General features: G+C 72.7%; 14 protein-coding genes. 7 read left to right on the forward strand and 7 right to left on the reverse strand.

Going from position 1 to position 16,113, the window contains the following annotated elements:
- Positions 1–142 precede the first annotated feature (142 nt).
- Entirely contained in the window at positions 143–943 is an 801-nt protein-coding gene (locus ACFYTT_RS14445) for an ABC transporter ATP-binding protein (protein WP_176095718.1), read from the reverse strand.
- Between the two features lie 10 nt (positions 944–953).
- On the reverse strand, positions 954–1,853 hold the full coding sequence (locus ACFYTT_RS14450) for an ABC transporter permease (protein ID WP_176093191.1): 900 nt from the start codon (positions 1,851–1,853) through the stop codon (positions 954–956).
- A gap of 167 nt (positions 1,854–2,020) precedes the next feature.
- On the opposite strand from ACFYTT_RS14450, the gene ACFYTT_RS14455 reads away from it, so the two are divergent.
- From ACFYTT_RS14455 to ACFYTT_RS14480, 6 genes are all read left to right on the forward strand, one after another.
- Entirely contained in the window at positions 2,021–2,659 is a 639-nt protein-coding gene (locus ACFYTT_RS14455) for a TetR/AcrR family transcriptional regulator (RefSeq protein ID WP_131056214.1), read from the forward strand.
- Between the two features lie 181 nt (positions 2,660–2,840).
- On the forward strand, positions 2,841–5,147 hold the full coding sequence (locus ACFYTT_RS14460; RefSeq protein WP_387259416.1) for a DUF6077 domain-containing protein: 2,307 nt from the start codon (positions 2,841–2,843) through the stop codon (positions 5,145–5,147).
- Positions 5,148–5,330: 183 nt separating this feature from the next.
- On the forward strand, positions 5,331–7,088 hold the full coding sequence (locus tag ACFYTT_RS14465) for a CDP-glycerol glycerophosphotransferase family protein (RefSeq protein WP_131056870.1): 1,758 nt from the start codon (positions 5,331–5,333) through the stop codon (positions 7,086–7,088).
- A gap of 198 nt (positions 7,089–7,286) precedes the next feature.
- Positions 7,287–7,604, forward strand: coding sequence for a hypothetical protein (locus ACFYTT_RS14470; RefSeq protein ID WP_236146045.1), 318 nt, complete (start codon positions 7,287–7,289; stop codon positions 7,602–7,604).
- Between the two features lie 144 nt (positions 7,605–7,748).
- Positions 7,749–8,405 carry a response regulator transcription factor gene (locus tag ACFYTT_RS14475; RefSeq protein ID WP_131057594.1) on the forward strand — a complete coding sequence of 219 codons (657 nt, stop codon included), beginning with the start codon at positions 7,749–7,751 and terminating at the stop codon, positions 8,403–8,405.
- Positions 8,406–9,881, forward strand: coding sequence for a sensor histidine kinase (locus ACFYTT_RS14480; protein WP_387259420.1), 1,476 nt, complete (start codon positions 8,406–8,408; stop codon positions 9,879–9,881).
- Here ACFYTT_RS14480 and ACFYTT_RS14485 read toward each other — a convergent pair.
- The 4 genes from ACFYTT_RS14485 to ACFYTT_RS14500 form a co-directional block, all read right to left on the reverse strand.
- Positions 9,860–10,822 (reverse strand): TAXI family TRAP transporter solute-binding subunit, encoded by a 963-nt coding sequence (locus ACFYTT_RS14485; protein ID WP_387259423.1) that lies wholly within the window; start codon positions 10,820–10,822, stop codon positions 9,860–9,862. The two genes, ACFYTT_RS14480 and ACFYTT_RS14485, sit on opposite strands and share 22 nt — an antisense overlap.
- Positions 10,823–10,972: 150 nt before the next feature.
- A complete protein-coding gene (locus ACFYTT_RS14490) occupies positions 10,973–11,647 on the reverse strand; it encodes a hypothetical protein (protein ID WP_131057706.1) in 675 nt (224 codons plus the stop codon).
- A 99-nt stretch (positions 11,648–11,746) separates the two neighbouring features.
- A complete protein-coding gene (gene yaaA, locus ACFYTT_RS14495; protein WP_387259425.1) occupies positions 11,747–12,541 on the reverse strand; it encodes a peroxide stress protein YaaA in 795 nt (264 codons plus the stop codon).
- Between the two features lie 8 nt (positions 12,542–12,549).
- Positions 12,550–14,181 carry a hypothetical protein gene (locus ACFYTT_RS14500; protein ID WP_387259428.1) on the reverse strand — a complete coding sequence of 544 codons (1,632 nt, stop codon included), beginning with the start codon at positions 14,179–14,181 and terminating at the stop codon, positions 12,550–12,552.
- Positions 14,182–14,339: 158 nt separating this feature from the next.
- Between ACFYTT_RS14500 and ACFYTT_RS14505 the strand changes: the two genes are divergently transcribed.
- The gene (locus tag ACFYTT_RS14505) at positions 14,340–15,380 is read left to right on the forward strand and encodes an App1 family protein (RefSeq protein ID WP_131057444.1); all 1,041 of its coding nucleotides are present in this window, start codon (positions 14,340–14,342) and stop codon (positions 15,378–15,380) included.
- 48 nt (positions 15,381–15,428) lie between these two features.
- On the opposite strand, the gene ACFYTT_RS14510 is transcribed toward ACFYTT_RS14505, so the two are convergent.
- Positions 15,429–15,965 carry a hypothetical protein gene (locus ACFYTT_RS14510; protein ID WP_387259431.1) on the reverse strand — a complete coding sequence of 179 codons (537 nt, stop codon included), beginning with the start codon at positions 15,963–15,965 and terminating at the stop codon, positions 15,429–15,431.
- Between the last annotated feature and the right edge of the window lie 148 nt (positions 15,966–16,113).

The following is a 16,113-nucleotide window of genomic DNA, read 5'->3' on the forward strand; positions in this document are numbered from 1 at the left end:
ACATGGCTCGGTGAGGTGGTGTGGGGTGGGGGGTGTCGCCGGCGCCGGCGACGGGTTGAACCTTAACGCGCGGACCGCGCCACCCCAACGGGCCGACGCGGTCCGCGCGACGCCGTACGGGCGTCGGACGTTCGCCCGGACTCTACTTGCCGTTCGTGAACGCCTCGTAGGCCTTCAATACCTCGGCGGTCGGTCCGTCCATCCGGATCAGGCCCGATTCCAGCCAGACTGTCCGTTCGCAGGTGTCCCGGACCGAGGAGAGTTGGTGGCTGACCAGGAACACCGTGCCGGCGCTCTCCCGCAGCTCGCGGACCCGCTTCTCGCTGCGCTTGCGGAACGCCTTGTCGCCGGTGGCCAGCGCCTCGTCGATCAGCAGCACGTCGTGCTGCTTGGCCGCCGCGATGGAGAAGCGCAGCCGGGCCGACATGCCGGAGGAGTACGTCCGCATCGGCAGGGAGGCGAAGTCGCCCCGCTGGTTGATCCCGGAGAACTCGATGATCTCCGGGAGCTTGCGCTGCACCTCGTCCGGGCGCATGCCCATGGCCAGGCAGCCGAGCGTGACGTTGCGCTCCCCGGGCAGGTCGTTGAGCAGCGCCGCGTTCACCCCGAGCAGCGACGGCTGCCCCTGGGTGTAGATCGCGCCGCGCTCCACCGGCAGCAGACCGGCGATGGCCCGCAGCAGCGTCGACTTGCCGGAGCCGTTGGTGCCGATCAGCCCGATCGCCTCACCCCGGTATGCGGTGAAGGTGACCCCGCGCACCGCGTGCACCTCGCGCACGTTCGGCGCCGAGGAGCGGCTCATCATCCGCTTGAGCGCGGCCACCGGGCTGGTGTTGCCGGCGGCGCCCTTGTGGATCCGATAGACGATGTGCGCGTCGTCCACCACCACGGTCGGGATCCGGTCCTGGATCCGGGGGAGGGTGACCGTCACGTCGTTGGACATCTCGAGGTGATCAACCACGACCGTACTCCTGTTCGCCGCGCCAGAAGTAGAGGTAACCGCCGATGCCCATCACGACCGCCCAGCCGACCGCGATCAGCCAGGTCAGCGGCAGCGAGTCGTTGAGCAACGGGGTCTCCTCCAGCAGGGCGCTCCGGGCCAGCTCGATGTAGACCAGCATCGGGTTGAACTGCACGATCCCGGTGGCCCAGCCGGGAAGGTTCTCGGAGAACAGCGTCACGCTGTAGAGCACCCCGGAGCCGTACATCCAGGCCCGGAGCACGAAGGGCATGACCTGCTTGAGGTCGGTGGCCTTGGCGCCCAGCCGGGCCACCACCATGGTCAGCCCGGCGTTGAAGACCGTCTGGAGCAGCACCGCCGGCACCAGCATCAGCCACATCAGCGTGATCGGCTCGCCGGTGGCCACCACGATGCAGACCAGCACCACCAGCGAGCCCAGGAGTTGCTGGAACTGGGTGGTGGTGATGGCCAACGGCAGGCAGGCCCGGGGGAAGTGCAGGGCCCGGATCAGGCCGAGGTTGCCGCTGATCGCCTGGGTGCCCTGCTGCACCGTGGTCTGGGTGAAGTTGAAGATGAACAGACCGGTGGTGAGGTAGGCGATGAAGTTCGGGATGCCCCGGTTCTGCTCCAGCACCACGCCGAAGATCAGGTAGTAGACCGCCGCGTTGGTCAGCGGGGTGAGCACCTGCCAGAGCTGCCCGAGTCGGGCGTTGCTGAACGAGGCGGTCAGCTTGGCGTTGGCGTACGCGGCGATGAAGTGCCGGTAACGCCACAGCTCACCGCTGTAGCGGCGCAGTGAGGGCCGCTCGCCGGCCACCCGCAGGCCGTGGCGGGTCGCCAGCTGCGCGGGAGTGAGGCCGGAATCGGGGTCGGCCAGCGCGGTGTTGGCCATGGGGATGGGCGCTCCGATCTGTCGTGCGGCGGATACGTTCGCGACGATGGAATCTAGCGTGGAGCGCCGCCTCGCCGCTGCGTGGACAGTAGTCCGAAAGACGTCGGGACGCAACCGTACCGTCGTTGCGCTACATTGTTCCTCGTGACAGTCGAGAGAAGTCCCAGGTGACGACCGGGAAGAGGCGTACGCCGGCCGGTGCGGCAGTGCTCCGTGGCGAGATCACCACGGCCATTCGCCGTGCCCTCATGCAGGAACTCGCGGCGGTCGGCTACGGCCGGCTCTCCATCGAGGCGGTGGCGCGCCGGGCGGGCGTCAGCAAGACCGCCATCTACCGCCGGTGGAACTCGAAGCTCGACCTGGTGCTGGAGGTGGTGGCCGCCGCAGCCGGTGGTCGGCTGCCCGCGCTGGACACCGGCAGCCTCCGCAGCGACCTGGTGTTGCTGTTCCAGGTGGTGGCGCACGCCCTGCGACATCCGCTCGCCGTGCAGATCATCCCCGACCTGCTGGCCGAGGCGGCCCGCAACCCGACCATCGACGAGACCCTCCAGCAGGTGTTGCGCGCCCGGCAGCACGAGGTCGTCGGCCGGTTGATCGGCCGGGCGGTCGAGCGCGGCGAGGTGTCCGCCGACATCGACCGGGACGCCGCGGTCGACCTGATCGTGGGTCCGCTGTACTGGCGACTCGCCGTCGCCCGCGCCCCGCTCACCGACAGCTACCTGGAGACCCTGGTCGAGTCGGTGGCACGCGGGCTCGGCGGCCCCGACCCGCTGCCCCGGCCGAGGGCGGCCCCGACCGGGGGTTGAGCAGGCCCGACCCGGGGTACCGCTGGCGGGAGTCGGGCATCGGGTCCGCGCGTCGCTGCGCGTCGCCTCGACTCGACATCCGGGATGACTACGCTCGGTGTGGTTCGCGGGGTCTGCCAGGCGGCCGTGGAGTGTCCAGCCGCACCCGCCCGTACGACGACGACAAGGACGCAGTGTGTCGATGACCGACCAGACCGTCGCCGAGCCCGCTCCGGCAGCGGCCGACGGACCGACCGGTCCCGCCTCCCCACCACCCGGCCCGCAGCCGTCGCCCTGGCGGCACCTCCGGGCCGGGCTGCGCGGGCTCGGGGCCGGGATCGCCGCGATCCCGGCCGTGCTGACCGACGTCGCCGTGCTGGCCTTCGCGCTCTGGACGCTGCTCTATCACCTCGCCCTGCCGCTCGGCTGGGCCCCGTCGTCGACCCTGCGGATCTGGCTGGTGACCGGCCCGGCGCTGGCGCTGCTCGCGGTGCTGGTGCGGGTGGGCCAGTGGGCCTGGCGGCGTCGGGCCGTCCGGGCCGCGACGCCCACCGACGCCACCACGGATCCCGACGCCACCACGGATCCCGACGGCACCACGGATCCCGACGCCACGCCGGATCCGGAGAGCACGACCGGCGCGGACGCGCCGACGCGCGCCGGGACGACGCCGGCCGAGGGCGCGGACGGGTCTGCCGGTACGCCGACGGACCGGCCCGCCCGGATGCCGGTCGCCCAGCGCCTGGCGACGGCGGTCGTCCTGCTCTTCGGCGTGGCGGCGGCGGTCACCGCCGGCCTGGCCGGCACCCCGGCGGGCGAGAACATCTCCTGGTGGTGGCCCGCCTCCACCGGTGCGGTCGCCGCCGTCGGCATGGCGGTGCTGACCGTGTGGACCTGGCGGCGGGTGCCGCCGAGCCGGCCCTCGGCGCCCGCCCCGAACGCCTGGCAGTCGCTGTACGCGTTGCTGATCTCTGGTGTGGCGGCGGCGGCCTCGCTCTACATCGCCCGCAACACCCCCGACGACGTCTACTACGTGGGCCGGTCGGTGTGGGTGGCGGAACGCGACATCGTGCCGCTCAACGACTTCCTGTTCAGCGAGAACGTCCTCCCGGCGATGGCGTCGCTGCCGCCGACCGCCAGCATCGAGGTGCTGGCCGGCGCGCTGGGCCGGTTCCTCGACATGCACGCCTCCTCGGCGACCTGGTTCCTGCTGCTGCCGGTGATGGCGGTGCTCGCCGTCCTCGCGCTCTGGCGGGTGGTGCACCGGTGGGCGCCGCGCCGTCCGGTGCTGGCCTTCACCGTGGCCGCCGCGTTCCTCGCGCTGGTCGCCGGCTCGGACGCCGCGCTGGGCACCTTCCACCTGCCCCGGCTGTACGAGGGCAAGGGCATGTTCGTGTCGGCTGTCGTGCCGTTGATGTGGTACTACCTGACCCGCTGGTTCGACGACGGGCGCAAGCGTCACCTGGTGCTCATCTTCGCGCTGTCGGTCACCGCCATCGGGCTGACCACCACGGCGGCGATCATCCTGCCGATGCTGGTCGGCGGGGCGGCGCTGATGATGCTGTTGGTCGGGCGCTGGAAGTCGGCACTGCTGGTCGGCGTCGTCGCCCTGGCGTACCCGGTCGGCTCGGTGGTGTTGACCCAGATCGTGCTGGGGCAGGGCACCGCGGACGGGGCGGACGCGGTCGCCTACGACGCCGCGTACACCTACCGGCGCACCTTCGAGATCGGCATCGTCGGCGTGATCGGCGGACTCGCCCTGTGGTGCGGTCCGCTGCTGGCCCGTCGTCGTACGGCGGGGCTGCTGGCCGCCGGTGGTGCGCTGACGCTGAGCGTGCTGATGGTGCCCGGGGTCCTGGAGTGGCTCGGCTCGCTCACCGGCATCTCGGTGGTGCTCTGGCGGGTGCCGTGGCTGCTCGCCCTGCCCGCGCTGATCGGGCTGCTCTGCACGGTCTGGCTGCCCACCCGGTTCCGTTCGGTACGCGCCCTGGTGGGCGTGGTGCTGGCCGGCTCGATGATCGCGTCGTTCGCCGTCTACGCCACTCCGATGTGGTCCGAGCGGAGCTGGGTGGAGATGCGCGACCGGCCGAGCTGGAAGATCCCGGAGCGGCGGCAGGTCATCGCGGAGTGGATCGTGACCCTCGACCGGCCGGACGGCTTCCTGCTCGCGCCGGCCACCATCATGCGGGCCATGCCGATGGTGACCAGTCAGGTCCGCGTCGTGCTGCCGCGCGACTTCTACCTGGTCGAGTACGACCTGGAGTCGCAGTTCGCGAAGGACCGGCTGCTGTTGACCCGGTTCTCCGACGGGGGACCGGCGGAGGGTCGACCGACCCGGGACGAGGTGGCCGAGGCGCTGGAGCGGCTGGACGTCGGGACGATCTGTGTCTACAACGGCAACCGGTTCGCCCGACGGACCGCGGCCCGACTCGGGTACGCCGAGTTCGCCGAGTTGCCGCCGCCGGTGCCCGACCAGCCGGGCGGGGTCACCTGTCTGCGTCGGAACTGACGCGTCCGGCGGATTTCGGGTCGGTTACGTGGACCGTCCGTTTCGAGTGATCGACGGTTTGGGCGAAAGATGCCGGATACCCGAGCGTTGTCCCGGCGAGGTTTCGCGTTAAGGTCGCAGCTACGCTGGCGGCCGTTCGAGGCGTATCCAGCCGGTCATCGATCTCGTTAGGGAGCGTACTCGTTGTTCGGCATGTTGAGTTCACGCGTGGGCGTCGCCGCGCGTGGCGCCCTGCTGGTGGCGTCCTACCTGGTGTTACTCGCCGCTGGCGCGTTCGGGTGGGTGGCCCTCTTCGCCGTCGCCGGAATGGCGGCGGTGTTGGGCGAGTTCGCCGTGGAACGGTGGTCACCGGCCACCGCGACCCTCCTGCAGAAGGTCGGCATCAACCGGGTCTACCGGCAGTTGGGCCGGGACCTGTCGGTGGTGGTGCTGGTCGCCTCCCAGGTGTCGCTGACCGGCACCGAGCTGACACTGCTGCTCCTGCTGCCCGCCGCGGTCTGGTTGGTCGCCGTCTTCGCCGGGGCGTTCAACCGGATGATCGACCGGCGCAACCCGGTCTCGGCCCTGGTCCGCAACATCGACCTGGGCCGGATGCGGTCCGCCCCCCGCCCGCCGGAGTGGGCCTCCGAGGTGGCCGGTGACCGGTTGCCGTGGGCGAACGTCCTGCTCATCCCGGCCGCCGTGGTGGCCGTCGTCGCCGACGACGTGACACCGGTCTTCGTGGCAGGTCTGGTGGCCGTCGGGCTGGCCGGGGTGGTCGGCGGCATCGTCGCCTTCACCTGGCTGCGCGGCCGGGGCACCGGGCAGAGCCCGCAACTGCCGGCCGTGCAGAACTGGCTCAACAGCTACCGCCCGGAGGTGGCGCTCTACTTCGCCGGCCCGGCCAAGGACGTCTACCAGGCGAACATGTGGCTGGCGCCGATCGAGGCGCTGGGCCGTCGCGGGGTGGTGCTGATGCGCAGCCGGGACGCCTTCCTGGAGCTGGCCGACACCCGCCTGCCGGTGATCTTCGTGCCGGCCGCGCCGGACTTCATGAACCTGGACAAGAGCAGCATCCGGGCCACCCTGTACGCCGCCAACGTCGGGCCGAACATCCACATGCTGCGTGAGCCGGGCATGAAGCACGTCTTCGTCGGTCACGGCGACAGTGACAAGGCGGCCAGCGTCAACCCGTACAGCAAGGTGTACGACGAGGTCTGGGTCGCCGGCCTGGCCGGTCGGGAGCGGTACGCGCGGGCCGGGGTGGGCGTGCTGGACGCCGACATCGTGGAGATCGGCCGCCCGCAGTTGGCCGGCCTGCACACCTTCGGCTCGGAGGCCGTCGAGCGCCCGTTCACCGTGCTGTACGCGCCGACCTGGGAGGGGTGGCTCGACGACGACCCGTACCACACCTCGCTGATGCTGATGGGCGACCGGATCGTGGCCACGCTGCTGGCCACCCGTCCGGCGGTCCGGCTGATCTACAAGCCGCACCCGTTGACCGGCACCCGCTCCAAGCAGGCCAAGGCGGTGCACCAGCGGATCGTCGAGCGGATCCGGGCGGCCGGCGGCGACGTCGACGCGTCCAGCCTGGACGGTCCGGCGCACCGGGTGGTCACCGGTCGGGTGCCCGCGCTGTTCGACTGCTTCAACGAGACCGACCTGCTGATCAGCGACGTCTCCAGCGTCGTGTCGGACTTCGTGCAGAGCCAGCGGCCGTACGTGGTGGCCAACCCGGCCGGGCTGCCCGAGGACGAGTTCCGGCGGACGTTCCCCACCTCGCGGGCGGCGTACCTGCTCGCGGCGGACTGCGGTGAGCTGGAGAAGATCGTCGCGGTGACCCGGGCCGGTGACGACCCGATGACCGAGGCCCGTCGGGACCTGAAGACCTATCTGCTCGGCCCGGCCGAGGCGAACCCGATGGACCGGTTCGCCGAGGAGATCGGGCGGCTCTGCCGCTGACCCGCATCACGACCGCCACGCGCCCGGGACGACCTGTCGTCCCGGGCGCGTCGCCGTCCGGCATCGGCGGGCCACCGTCCCGGGCCGCCGAGCGCCGCCGTCCGGGTCGGTGGCGGCACGCCGGGACCGGTTTTGTCCGGTACGGGCCCGGCCGGGCGTGCGGACGGGCATGCTCGGAGGCAGGCCGGTGGAGAGGGGATGGGCGTGGAGAGCTACCACGAGGACTGGACCGACAGCCAGCGGGCGCTCTACGACGAGTGCTACCGGGCCGGTACGGACTGGGCCGCCGACCCCGACACCGCCGCCGAGGACGTGCAGCAGGTGATCAACCTCGGCCAGGCCGACGACGACACGCTCGCCGACGCCGAGATCGACTTCCCGCCCCTGGTCGACGCGGTCACCGAGGCCACGGGTGAGCTGGTCACCACCGTGCCGGCGAGCCACGACGACCCGGCCTTCCGGGGTTTCGTGGACGGCGTACGCGACGCCACCGCCGACGAGGTCTTCGGCCTCTGAGTCACCGTCACCCGCCCTGGGCCTGTCACCCGGGGCGGTTGTCTGCCACCATCTAAGGTCAGTTCCGCCGACCGTGACGCCACGGGGCGGTGGAGTCGACCGGGACCATGCGGGGTCAGCGGGCAGACCGAACGGGGAGGCCGGGTGCGCATCCTGCTGGTCGAGGACGACCGTCGGGTGGCCGCCGCGTTGTCGTCCGCGCTGACGCGTCGCGGCTACGAGGTGGAGCACGCGGCGACCGTCACCGCCGCCCTGTCCGCCGCGCCGTGCGACCTGGTGCTGCTCGACCTGACCCTGCCCGACGGCGACGGCACCGACCTCTGCCGTGAACTGCGGCGCCGCAGCAACCAGCTCGGCATCATCGCGGTGACCGCCCGGGGCGAGGAGCGGGACCGGGTGCTCGGTCTGCGTCTCGGTGCCGACGACTACGTGGTCAAGCCCTTCTCGATGGTGGAGTTGCAGGCCCGCATCGAGGCGGTGCTGCGGCGCGCCTCGCACGCGGCACCGGAGCGCAACCTGATCGAGGCCGGGCGGCTGCGCATCGACGTGGCGGCCCGTACGGTCACCGTGGCCGAACGCCCGGTCGCGTTGACCCGCAAGGAGTTCGACGTGCTGGTCTCACTGGCCCGGCAGCCCGGTGTCGCGGTGCCCCGCGACCGGATCCTGCTCGACGCCTGGGGGACCACCTTCGCCGACCGGCACACGGTCGAGGTGCACGTCGGGTCGTTGCGGAGCAAGCTCGGCGACGCGCGGCTGGTGGAGACCGTGCGCGGCGTCGGCTACCGACTGCGGAGCGAGTGAGTGCGCCGCCGGCTGGTGATCAGCTACCTCCTGCTGATGGTGTTGGTGCTGGCCGCGTTGGGCCTGCCGCTGGGCATGACGCTGACCACGCGGGAGACCGAGCGGGTCCGGGCGGACCGGATCGCCGACGCCACCCGGTTCGCCTCGCTGGCCGGTCCGGCGTTGCGCAGCGGTGTCTCCGGCCCGCTGGACGCCGAGTTGAGCAGCTACGACGAACTCTTCGGCATCGGCGCGGCGGTGGTCGACCGGGACCGGCGGGTGGTGGTCGCGTCGGGCGGCTTCCGTCCGGGTACGGGCACCCGCGAGGCGTTGGACGTCGCCCTCTCCGGCCAGCAGACCAGCGGACCGGAGTCGGTCTGGCCCTGGGTGCGCGGGCCGATCGTGGTGGCGGTGCCGATCAACGACGGTGGCGAGGTGCTCGGCGCGGTGGTGACCGCGACCCCGTCCGACGGGGTACGCCGGACCGTGGTCACCTGGTGGCTGCTGCTCGCCGCGCTGGGCACGCTCGCGGTGCTGGCCTGCGTGCTCACCGCGTTCGGGCTGGCCGGTTGGGTGCTGCGCCCGGTCACCGAGCTGGACGCGGTCACCCACGAGATCGCCGAGGGGGACCGGGGTGCCCGGGTGCAGCACCAGGTGGGCCCGCCGGAGCTGCGGCGCCTGGCGGCGAGCTTCAACCACATGGCCGACGCCGTCTCCGACGTGATGGACCGTCAGCGCGCGTTCGTCGCGCACGCCAGTCACCAACTCCGTAACCCGTTGACCGCGCTGCGGCTGCGGGTCGAGGAGTTGGGCCCGAGCCTGACCGACGAGGACGGCCGCGCCGAGCACCGGTTGGCCCTGGAGGAGACCGACCGGCTGGCGCTGCTGCTCGACGCGCTGCTCACCCTGGCTCGGGCCGAGCGGCGGGAGAACCAGCGGGTGACCGTCGACGCGGTGGCGACGGCCGCGTCCAGGGTCGCCGCGTGGGAGCCGTTGGCCCGGCACCGCAAGGTGGCCCTGCGCCTGGCGGCAGACCCGACGCCGACGTACGCCCGGACCGTGCCGACCGCCATCGACCAGGCGCTGGACGCGCTGATCGACAACGCGGTGAAGTTCAGTGGCGTGGGCGGCGAGGTGACGGTCTCCGTCGCGACCCGGCAGGGCGGGATCGCCCTGGAGGTACGCGACACCGGCCCGGGTATGACCTCCGACCAGCTCGGCCAGGCGACCGAACGGTTCTGGCGGGCACCGGAGGTGCAGAACGTCGACGGCGCCGGGCTGGGGCTGACCATCGCCGCCGTGCTCGTCGACGCCTCCGACGGCCGGTTGACCATGCACCCGAACTCGCCACGGGGCCTGGTGGCCGCGCTGTGGTTCCCGGCGGCCACCGAGCCGGCCGACCTCGCCGCACCGGACGCGCCGTCCGGCCCGACGCCCACCGAGCCGGTGCCGCCCGCCTCGGTGGCCGGCGAGGGTCAGGGCTTGCTGGCGCGGTAGTAGTCGGCGGCTCCGGGGTGCAGCGGCAGGGGTGAGGTGGCGATCGCCGAGCGGGGGCTCATCCGTCCGGCCGCCGGGTGGGCGCTGGCCAGCTCGGAGCGCCGTTCCATCAGCAACCGGGTCACCTCGCGGACCAGCGGTTCCGGCAGGTCGGCGCGGACCAGCAGATAGTTGGGGTTGGCCACGGTGGTGACCGCGTCGATGCCGTACACCGAGCGGGGGATGTCCCGGGGCACGTACACCTCCGGGTTGCCCACCCGCAGCGGAGCGGTCCACTCGCCGAGATCGACGATGCGGGTCGGGGTGTCCTGGGCGAACTGGGCCACGGCCCGCACCGGCAACCCGCCGGAGAAGAAGAACGCGTCGATCCGCCCCTCCCGCAGCGCGGCCACCGAGTCGTCGAGGCCGAGCCGTTCCTGGCGTACCTGACCGCCGTCGAGTTCGGCGGCGGTGAGCAGCCGCTGCACGGTGATCTCGGTGCCGGAACCGGGCGCGCCCACCGACACCCGCCGCCCCCGCAGGTCGGTGAGGGTCTGCACCGGGCTGTTCGCGGTGGTGACCAGGTGCAGCAGATCGTCGTAGACCCGGGCGACGGCCACCACCTGCGGGTGCGGGCCGGGATCGGCGGGCAGCACGTCGGCCTGGGTGAAACCGAGTTCGGCCTCGCCGGCACCGAGGAGCCGGACGTTCTCCGCCGAGGCGGCGGTGACCATCACCTCGGCCCGGACGTCGGGTAGCTCCCGGTTGAGGATGGCGGCCAGGGACTCGCCGAAGGCGTGGTACACGGCGGTCGGGCTGCCGGTGGCGATCCTGATATGAACTGTCTTATCTGGAGATTCCCGGCAGGCGCTGAGGCCGGGCAGGGCCAGCAGCACGGTCAGCGCCAGCGTCGCGCGGGCGCCGCGTCGCCGGGCTCGGGCGGTGTACCGGGTACGGCTCACGGGCAGCACTGTGCGCCGCCGGACCCCTGTCACGCAAGCCCAGAGGCGGCGGAAGCGCTCTCCGGACGGCCCCGGCAGGTCTGCCGGGGCCGTCCGGGTGGGTCCGACCGGTGGCCGGCGAGCCGTTCCAGCCGTCCGGTCGGCCACGGATCAGGCCACGGGGCGGTGCGCCGCCTCCTCTCCGGCGTGGCGCAGGATCTGCTCCCGGTCCCGGCCGTGCGCGACACTGACCAGGAAGCAGCCGGTGCCCGGACGCAGCAGCGCCGGTACGTCCAGCAGTGCGGCGCCGCGCACCAGCACGGCGGCCAACTCCCGGTCGGTGATCCGGACGCCGAGGATGTGTCGGCGGACGTGCCGGCCACCGGCCAGCAGCGCGGACCGCCAGGCGGCGGCGGCCAACCGGGTACGCCACAACCGCCGGGCCGTCGAGGCACCGGGCACCGGGCCCCCGAGCAGCTCCCGGCGGCCGCGCCGCCAGCCGTTCTCCACCATCGCCGCGTACGCCGCACGGTGCTCGCGGGCGATGTGGATCTGGTGCAGTTCGTAGCGGCGGCGCAGCCCGCCCACCGCCGTCTCGTGCCGGACCGGGATGTGCAGGCGGTCGAGGAGTTGTCGGGTACGCCGCGCCGCCTCCTCCCGGTTGAACTCGATCGTCGCCGGGATGGCGGGCTGCTGGCCCACGTACCGGTGACCGGGAGCCGCCGGAGGCGGCATACAGCGCAGCAGGCAGGCTGTCTCGAACGCGTCGGCCAGCGTGGTCCAGTCCAACGGCGGGAGCGTCGTCGCCTGGCGATGCCGGTCGAGCAGAATGGGTGCGGCAACCACCGGAGTGCCTCCTTGTGGTGTCGGGTCCTCCTTACGGTGACCTGTGACACCCGTGGGTGGTACCGATCCGGCTCAGCCTTGAGGAAATCTTGCGCCTGGTTACAGTTCGGAAACCACAACGTCGATCTGACCTGGACGGCCCGGTGCGCCGGGCTGCTCGCACACCGTGTACTTGAGGTCCCGTACCGCTGCGACCAGCGCGTCCGTGGTGCGGGGACGAGCATCGGCGAGGAGCAGGTCCCGCACCAGACGGCCCTTGGTGGCCTTGTTGAAATGACTGACCACCGACCGCACCGGCTGCCCGTCCACCTCACGTTCGTGCAGCACCCGCACCGTCACGACGCGCTCCGCCGACGCACCGCGCGGCGCCCAGGTGGCGGCGTACGCGCCGGACCTCAGGTCGAGCACCGGAGCGGTGCCGGCCGCCTCGGTCAACACCGGCCCCAGCACCCGCCGCCAGTACGCCGACAGCGCACCCGGGCCGGGCAGGCGGGCCCCGATGGCGCAGCGGTACGGCGGGATCCGGTCGGTGAGCCGGACCGCCCCCCACAGGCCGGAACTGACCAGCACCTGCCGGTCGGCCGCCCGTCGGGCGGTGGGCGGGAGCGTGGCCAGGTCGAGGGCCTCATAGAGCACGCCGGTGTAGATCCTCCCGGCGGGGGCGGTGGCCGCCACCGTCAGCCGGGTGTTGCGCCGCAGCTCGCCGTGCTGGCCGGCGCTGAGCCCGAGCGCGTCCAGTGCCGCCTCCGGTGGACCGGCGGAGAGTGCCACCAGCGCGTCCAGCACCTCCCGGCGGGCGGTGGTGAGCGCCGGCAGCGAGAGCCGGTCGAGGTCCAGCTTGCGGCCGGTGCCGGCGTCGGCCTTGCCCTCGGAGGGCGGCAGCAGGATGAGCATGGGTGACTCTAACGCCAGGGGCGCAGCGGCTCCGGCGGGTGGTAGACGCGGAAGCCACCGATCTCGGCGAGCAGGCTGCCGTCCGCGCGGTCGCCGAGCAGTTCCCGCAGCCGCCGGTCCGCCGGCGCGTCGGTCGCCAGCACGTACCCCGGCCGGGTGGCGCGGGCCAGCCGCCACCAGTACGCCGGATAGCGGTTCTGGCCTGGGTGCAGGTCGCCGTCGAGCACCCCGCAGACCACCTGCTCGCCGGTGTTGAAGATCAACCGGTTGCAGGTCCAGTACTCGCCGTACACCTCGTGCAGACCGGCCGCCTGGACCGTGGCGGCGAGTTGTCGCGCGTACCGTTCCTCCCGCCGGCCGGGGTCCGCACCGGCGGTGGCGAACAGGACCGTGACCACCAGCGACGCCGCCGCCAGGGCGGCCAGGACGGCGGTGGCGAACGCGCCGGCCAGCCGTCCCCGCGCGCCGACGGTGCCCCGCCAGGCGGCCACCGCCGTCGACCAGAGCGGCCAGAGCACCGCCGGCAACGACAGTTGCAGCACCGACAGGTAGCGCGCGTTGCCCAGCGGGTCGGTCGCCGCGAGCGAACTGCGCACGTACGCCAGCAGCGTCAACGCCGCACCGCCGAGCAGCGCGAGGTGCAGCACCGGCCCGACCCGGTCGGCCCGCCCGGCGGCCCGGCGGTACGCGAGCCCGGCGAGCACCGCCCCGACGACCAGCAGCACCGGATAGAGCAGCGCGAACCACTCCTGCCAGCGGGCGCAACCGGCGAGCGGGCAGAGTCCGCCCGCCAGCGACACCCCCTCCAGCAGCCCGCCGTCCAGCCGCTGCGGCCACGGCGGCGGCGCTCCGGTGGCACCGCTGATGGTGCGCAGCACCGAGAGGGAGTCCTGTCCCGGCGGCGCGACCAGGTTGTCGCGGATCATCGGGGCGATCCCGACGGTGAAGCCGACGAGCAGCAGCAGCCCGGCCCCGCCGAGCAACTCCCGACGCACCGCCCACACCAGCGCCAGCCCGGCCACCGCCAGGTACGGCACGATCAGCCAGTCCGACCAGACGGCCACCCCGGCGAGCAGCCCGAAGGCGCCGACGGCCAGCCGACGGTGGCGGACCGTGCCCTGGGCCAGCCCGGCGACCAGCAGCAGCATCGCCAACACCGCGACCTTGACCTCCGGACGGCCGCCGACGGTCGTCACCTGGTCCCGGATCACCCGCTCGGAGCCGAGCGCCAGCAGACCGACGACCAGGGTGGCGAACCAGGGCGACCCGATCCGCCGGGTCAGCCGGTGAATCAGCCAGAGGAACACCGCGTAGAGCGCGAGCACCGGCAGTCGCAGCAACGGCCAGCTCGGTCCGCCGACGGCGAGCAGGGGAGCGGCCAGGTACGACTGCAACATGCCCATGTACCGCTGGCCGTACAGGAAGACCGGGTGCTCCCGACCCTCGGCGATGTGCAGCGCGGCCAGGCCGAACGTCGCCTCGTCGCTGTTGGACACCGGCACGGTGTGCAGCACGAGGTACAGGCGGTAGCCGACCCCGGCCAGCCCGAGGAGCAGCGCGACGAAGGCCGGCCGGTCGAGCCGGAACCATCCCCGTCCGCGCTGTCGCCCTGATTGCGACCCTGCACGTGGCACGACCATCGCCCCCGTCGTCGTCCCGACCGGAGTCTCGCACGGTCGGACGCCGCTACGGGCCGGTTCGCCGCAGCCCGGCGGGGTGGGTCGTGCGGGGTGACCGACGGGGTGCCGGGGCGGCTCTCGCGTGGCCGTGGTCGCCGACGTGTGGCAGGGTTGCACCCGTGCCACCCACTCCCGCCGGCCAGTTGGCCATTCCGAACCTGCACCGGGCCGCACGGATCGAGGACGCGGTGCACGCCGTCGTCGAGCGTCGGCTCCGTCGGACGGGCTGGCGGATCAACATCATCGCGTACACCGGGTACGGCGCACCCGGCTGGGCGCGGGTGATGTGCCGGGTGCTGCTCGGGCGACCGGACACCCGCCAGCGGGGCCGGTTGGAGAAGGTCCGGGGCTGGCGCAGCTTCACCACGCTGCCCGCCAAGCACGTCACCGTGACGATCGAGACCGGTGGGGTGACCCACGAGGTGCGGGCCGACCGCAGCGGCTTCGTCGACACCGTCGTCGAGACGAACCTGCCACCCGGCTGGGGAACGGTACGCCTCAGCGTCCCGGACGCCGAGCCGGTCGAGGCCCCGGTCCGCATCCTCGATCCCGAGGTCCGCTTCGGCGTCCTCTCCGACATCGACGACACGGTCATGGTCACCGCACTGCCCCGTCCGCTGCTCGCCGCCTGGAACACCTTCGTGCTCGACGAGCACGCCCGGATGGCGGTACCCGGCATGGCCGTGCTCTACGAGCGCCTGGTCACCGCGCACCCCGGCGGACCGGTCTTCTACCTCTCCACCGGTGCGTGGAACGTCGCCCCGACGCTCACCCGCTTCCTCTCCCGGCACCTCTATCCGGCCGGGCCGCTGCTGCTGACCGACTGGGGCCCCACCCACGACCGCTGGTTCCGCAGCGGCCGGGAGCACAAACGCGCCACCCTGGCCCGGCTGGCCAAGGAGTTCCCCGACGTACGCTGGCTGCTCGTCGGCGACGACGGCCAGCACGACCCGGAGATCTACCGCGAGTTCGCCGCCGCCCACCCGGACAACGTGGCGGGCGTGGCGATCCGGCGGCTCTCACCCACCCAGGCGGTGCTGGCCGGTAGCCTCCCCGTCCCGCACGACAGCCCCACCGAGGGGCCGATCGGGCAGAAGTGGCTCTCCGCCCCCGACGGCGCGGGCCTCTGGACCCTGCTGCGCGGCGCCGGCCTCGTCTGAGCGGCCGTGCTGCTTCTCCCGAGCCTGCCGGATGCCAGCCGCCGGGCGTCAGCCGCCGGGCGTGAGCGTCACCTCGCCCGTGCAGCCGGCCAGGTGTCGGCGGTCTTCGAGCAGGTCGATGACGGCCTCCCGGTTGGCGATCCGGGCCTCCGACAGCGCGTCCGGGTTCTGCCGCTGACCGGCGATGAAGGTCAGGTTGTTACGGACGGCGGTGTCCAGGCCGTCGCAGTTCTCCGCCGCGCCGCCGTTGAGCGCCGCGTTCGGGTCCGCGTCCGGCACCTCGACCTCGCCGGTGCAGCCGGCCGCCGCGCGCCGCTGTTCGAGCTGGTCGAGGACGGCCTGACGGTTGGCGATCCGGGCCTCCGACAGCGGGTCGGGGAAGACCAACTGGTCGGCGATGAAGGCGAGGTTGCTGCCCACGGCCGTGTCGAGACCCTCGCAGTTCTCGCTCGCCGAACTGGTCCCGGTCGCCGTCGCGAAGGCCACGCCGAGGGTCACCCCGATCGCCACGACCCCCGCGATCTTGCGCTGTCGCGGTGAGGTCCCGCGCCGACTGCTCCGGGTGGTACGCCTACTGCTCGCCATCGATTCTCTTCCCCTCGTCGTCAGCTACCTCGGAGGTACGGGCGCGCGGGCGCCGACGGTTCACCGCTCGGTGATCTACGTGCGAGCCCGGCGGATTGTTACCGACCTGGTGAGCGAGCTGTCACGCAGACATGAGGCGGTGCGGGTC

It is taken from the genome of Micromonospora sp. NPDC003816 (genome assembly GCF_042874705.1).
Taxonomy (GTDB): domain Bacteria; phylum Actinomycetota; class Actinomycetes; order Mycobacteriales; family Micromonosporaceae; genus Micromonospora.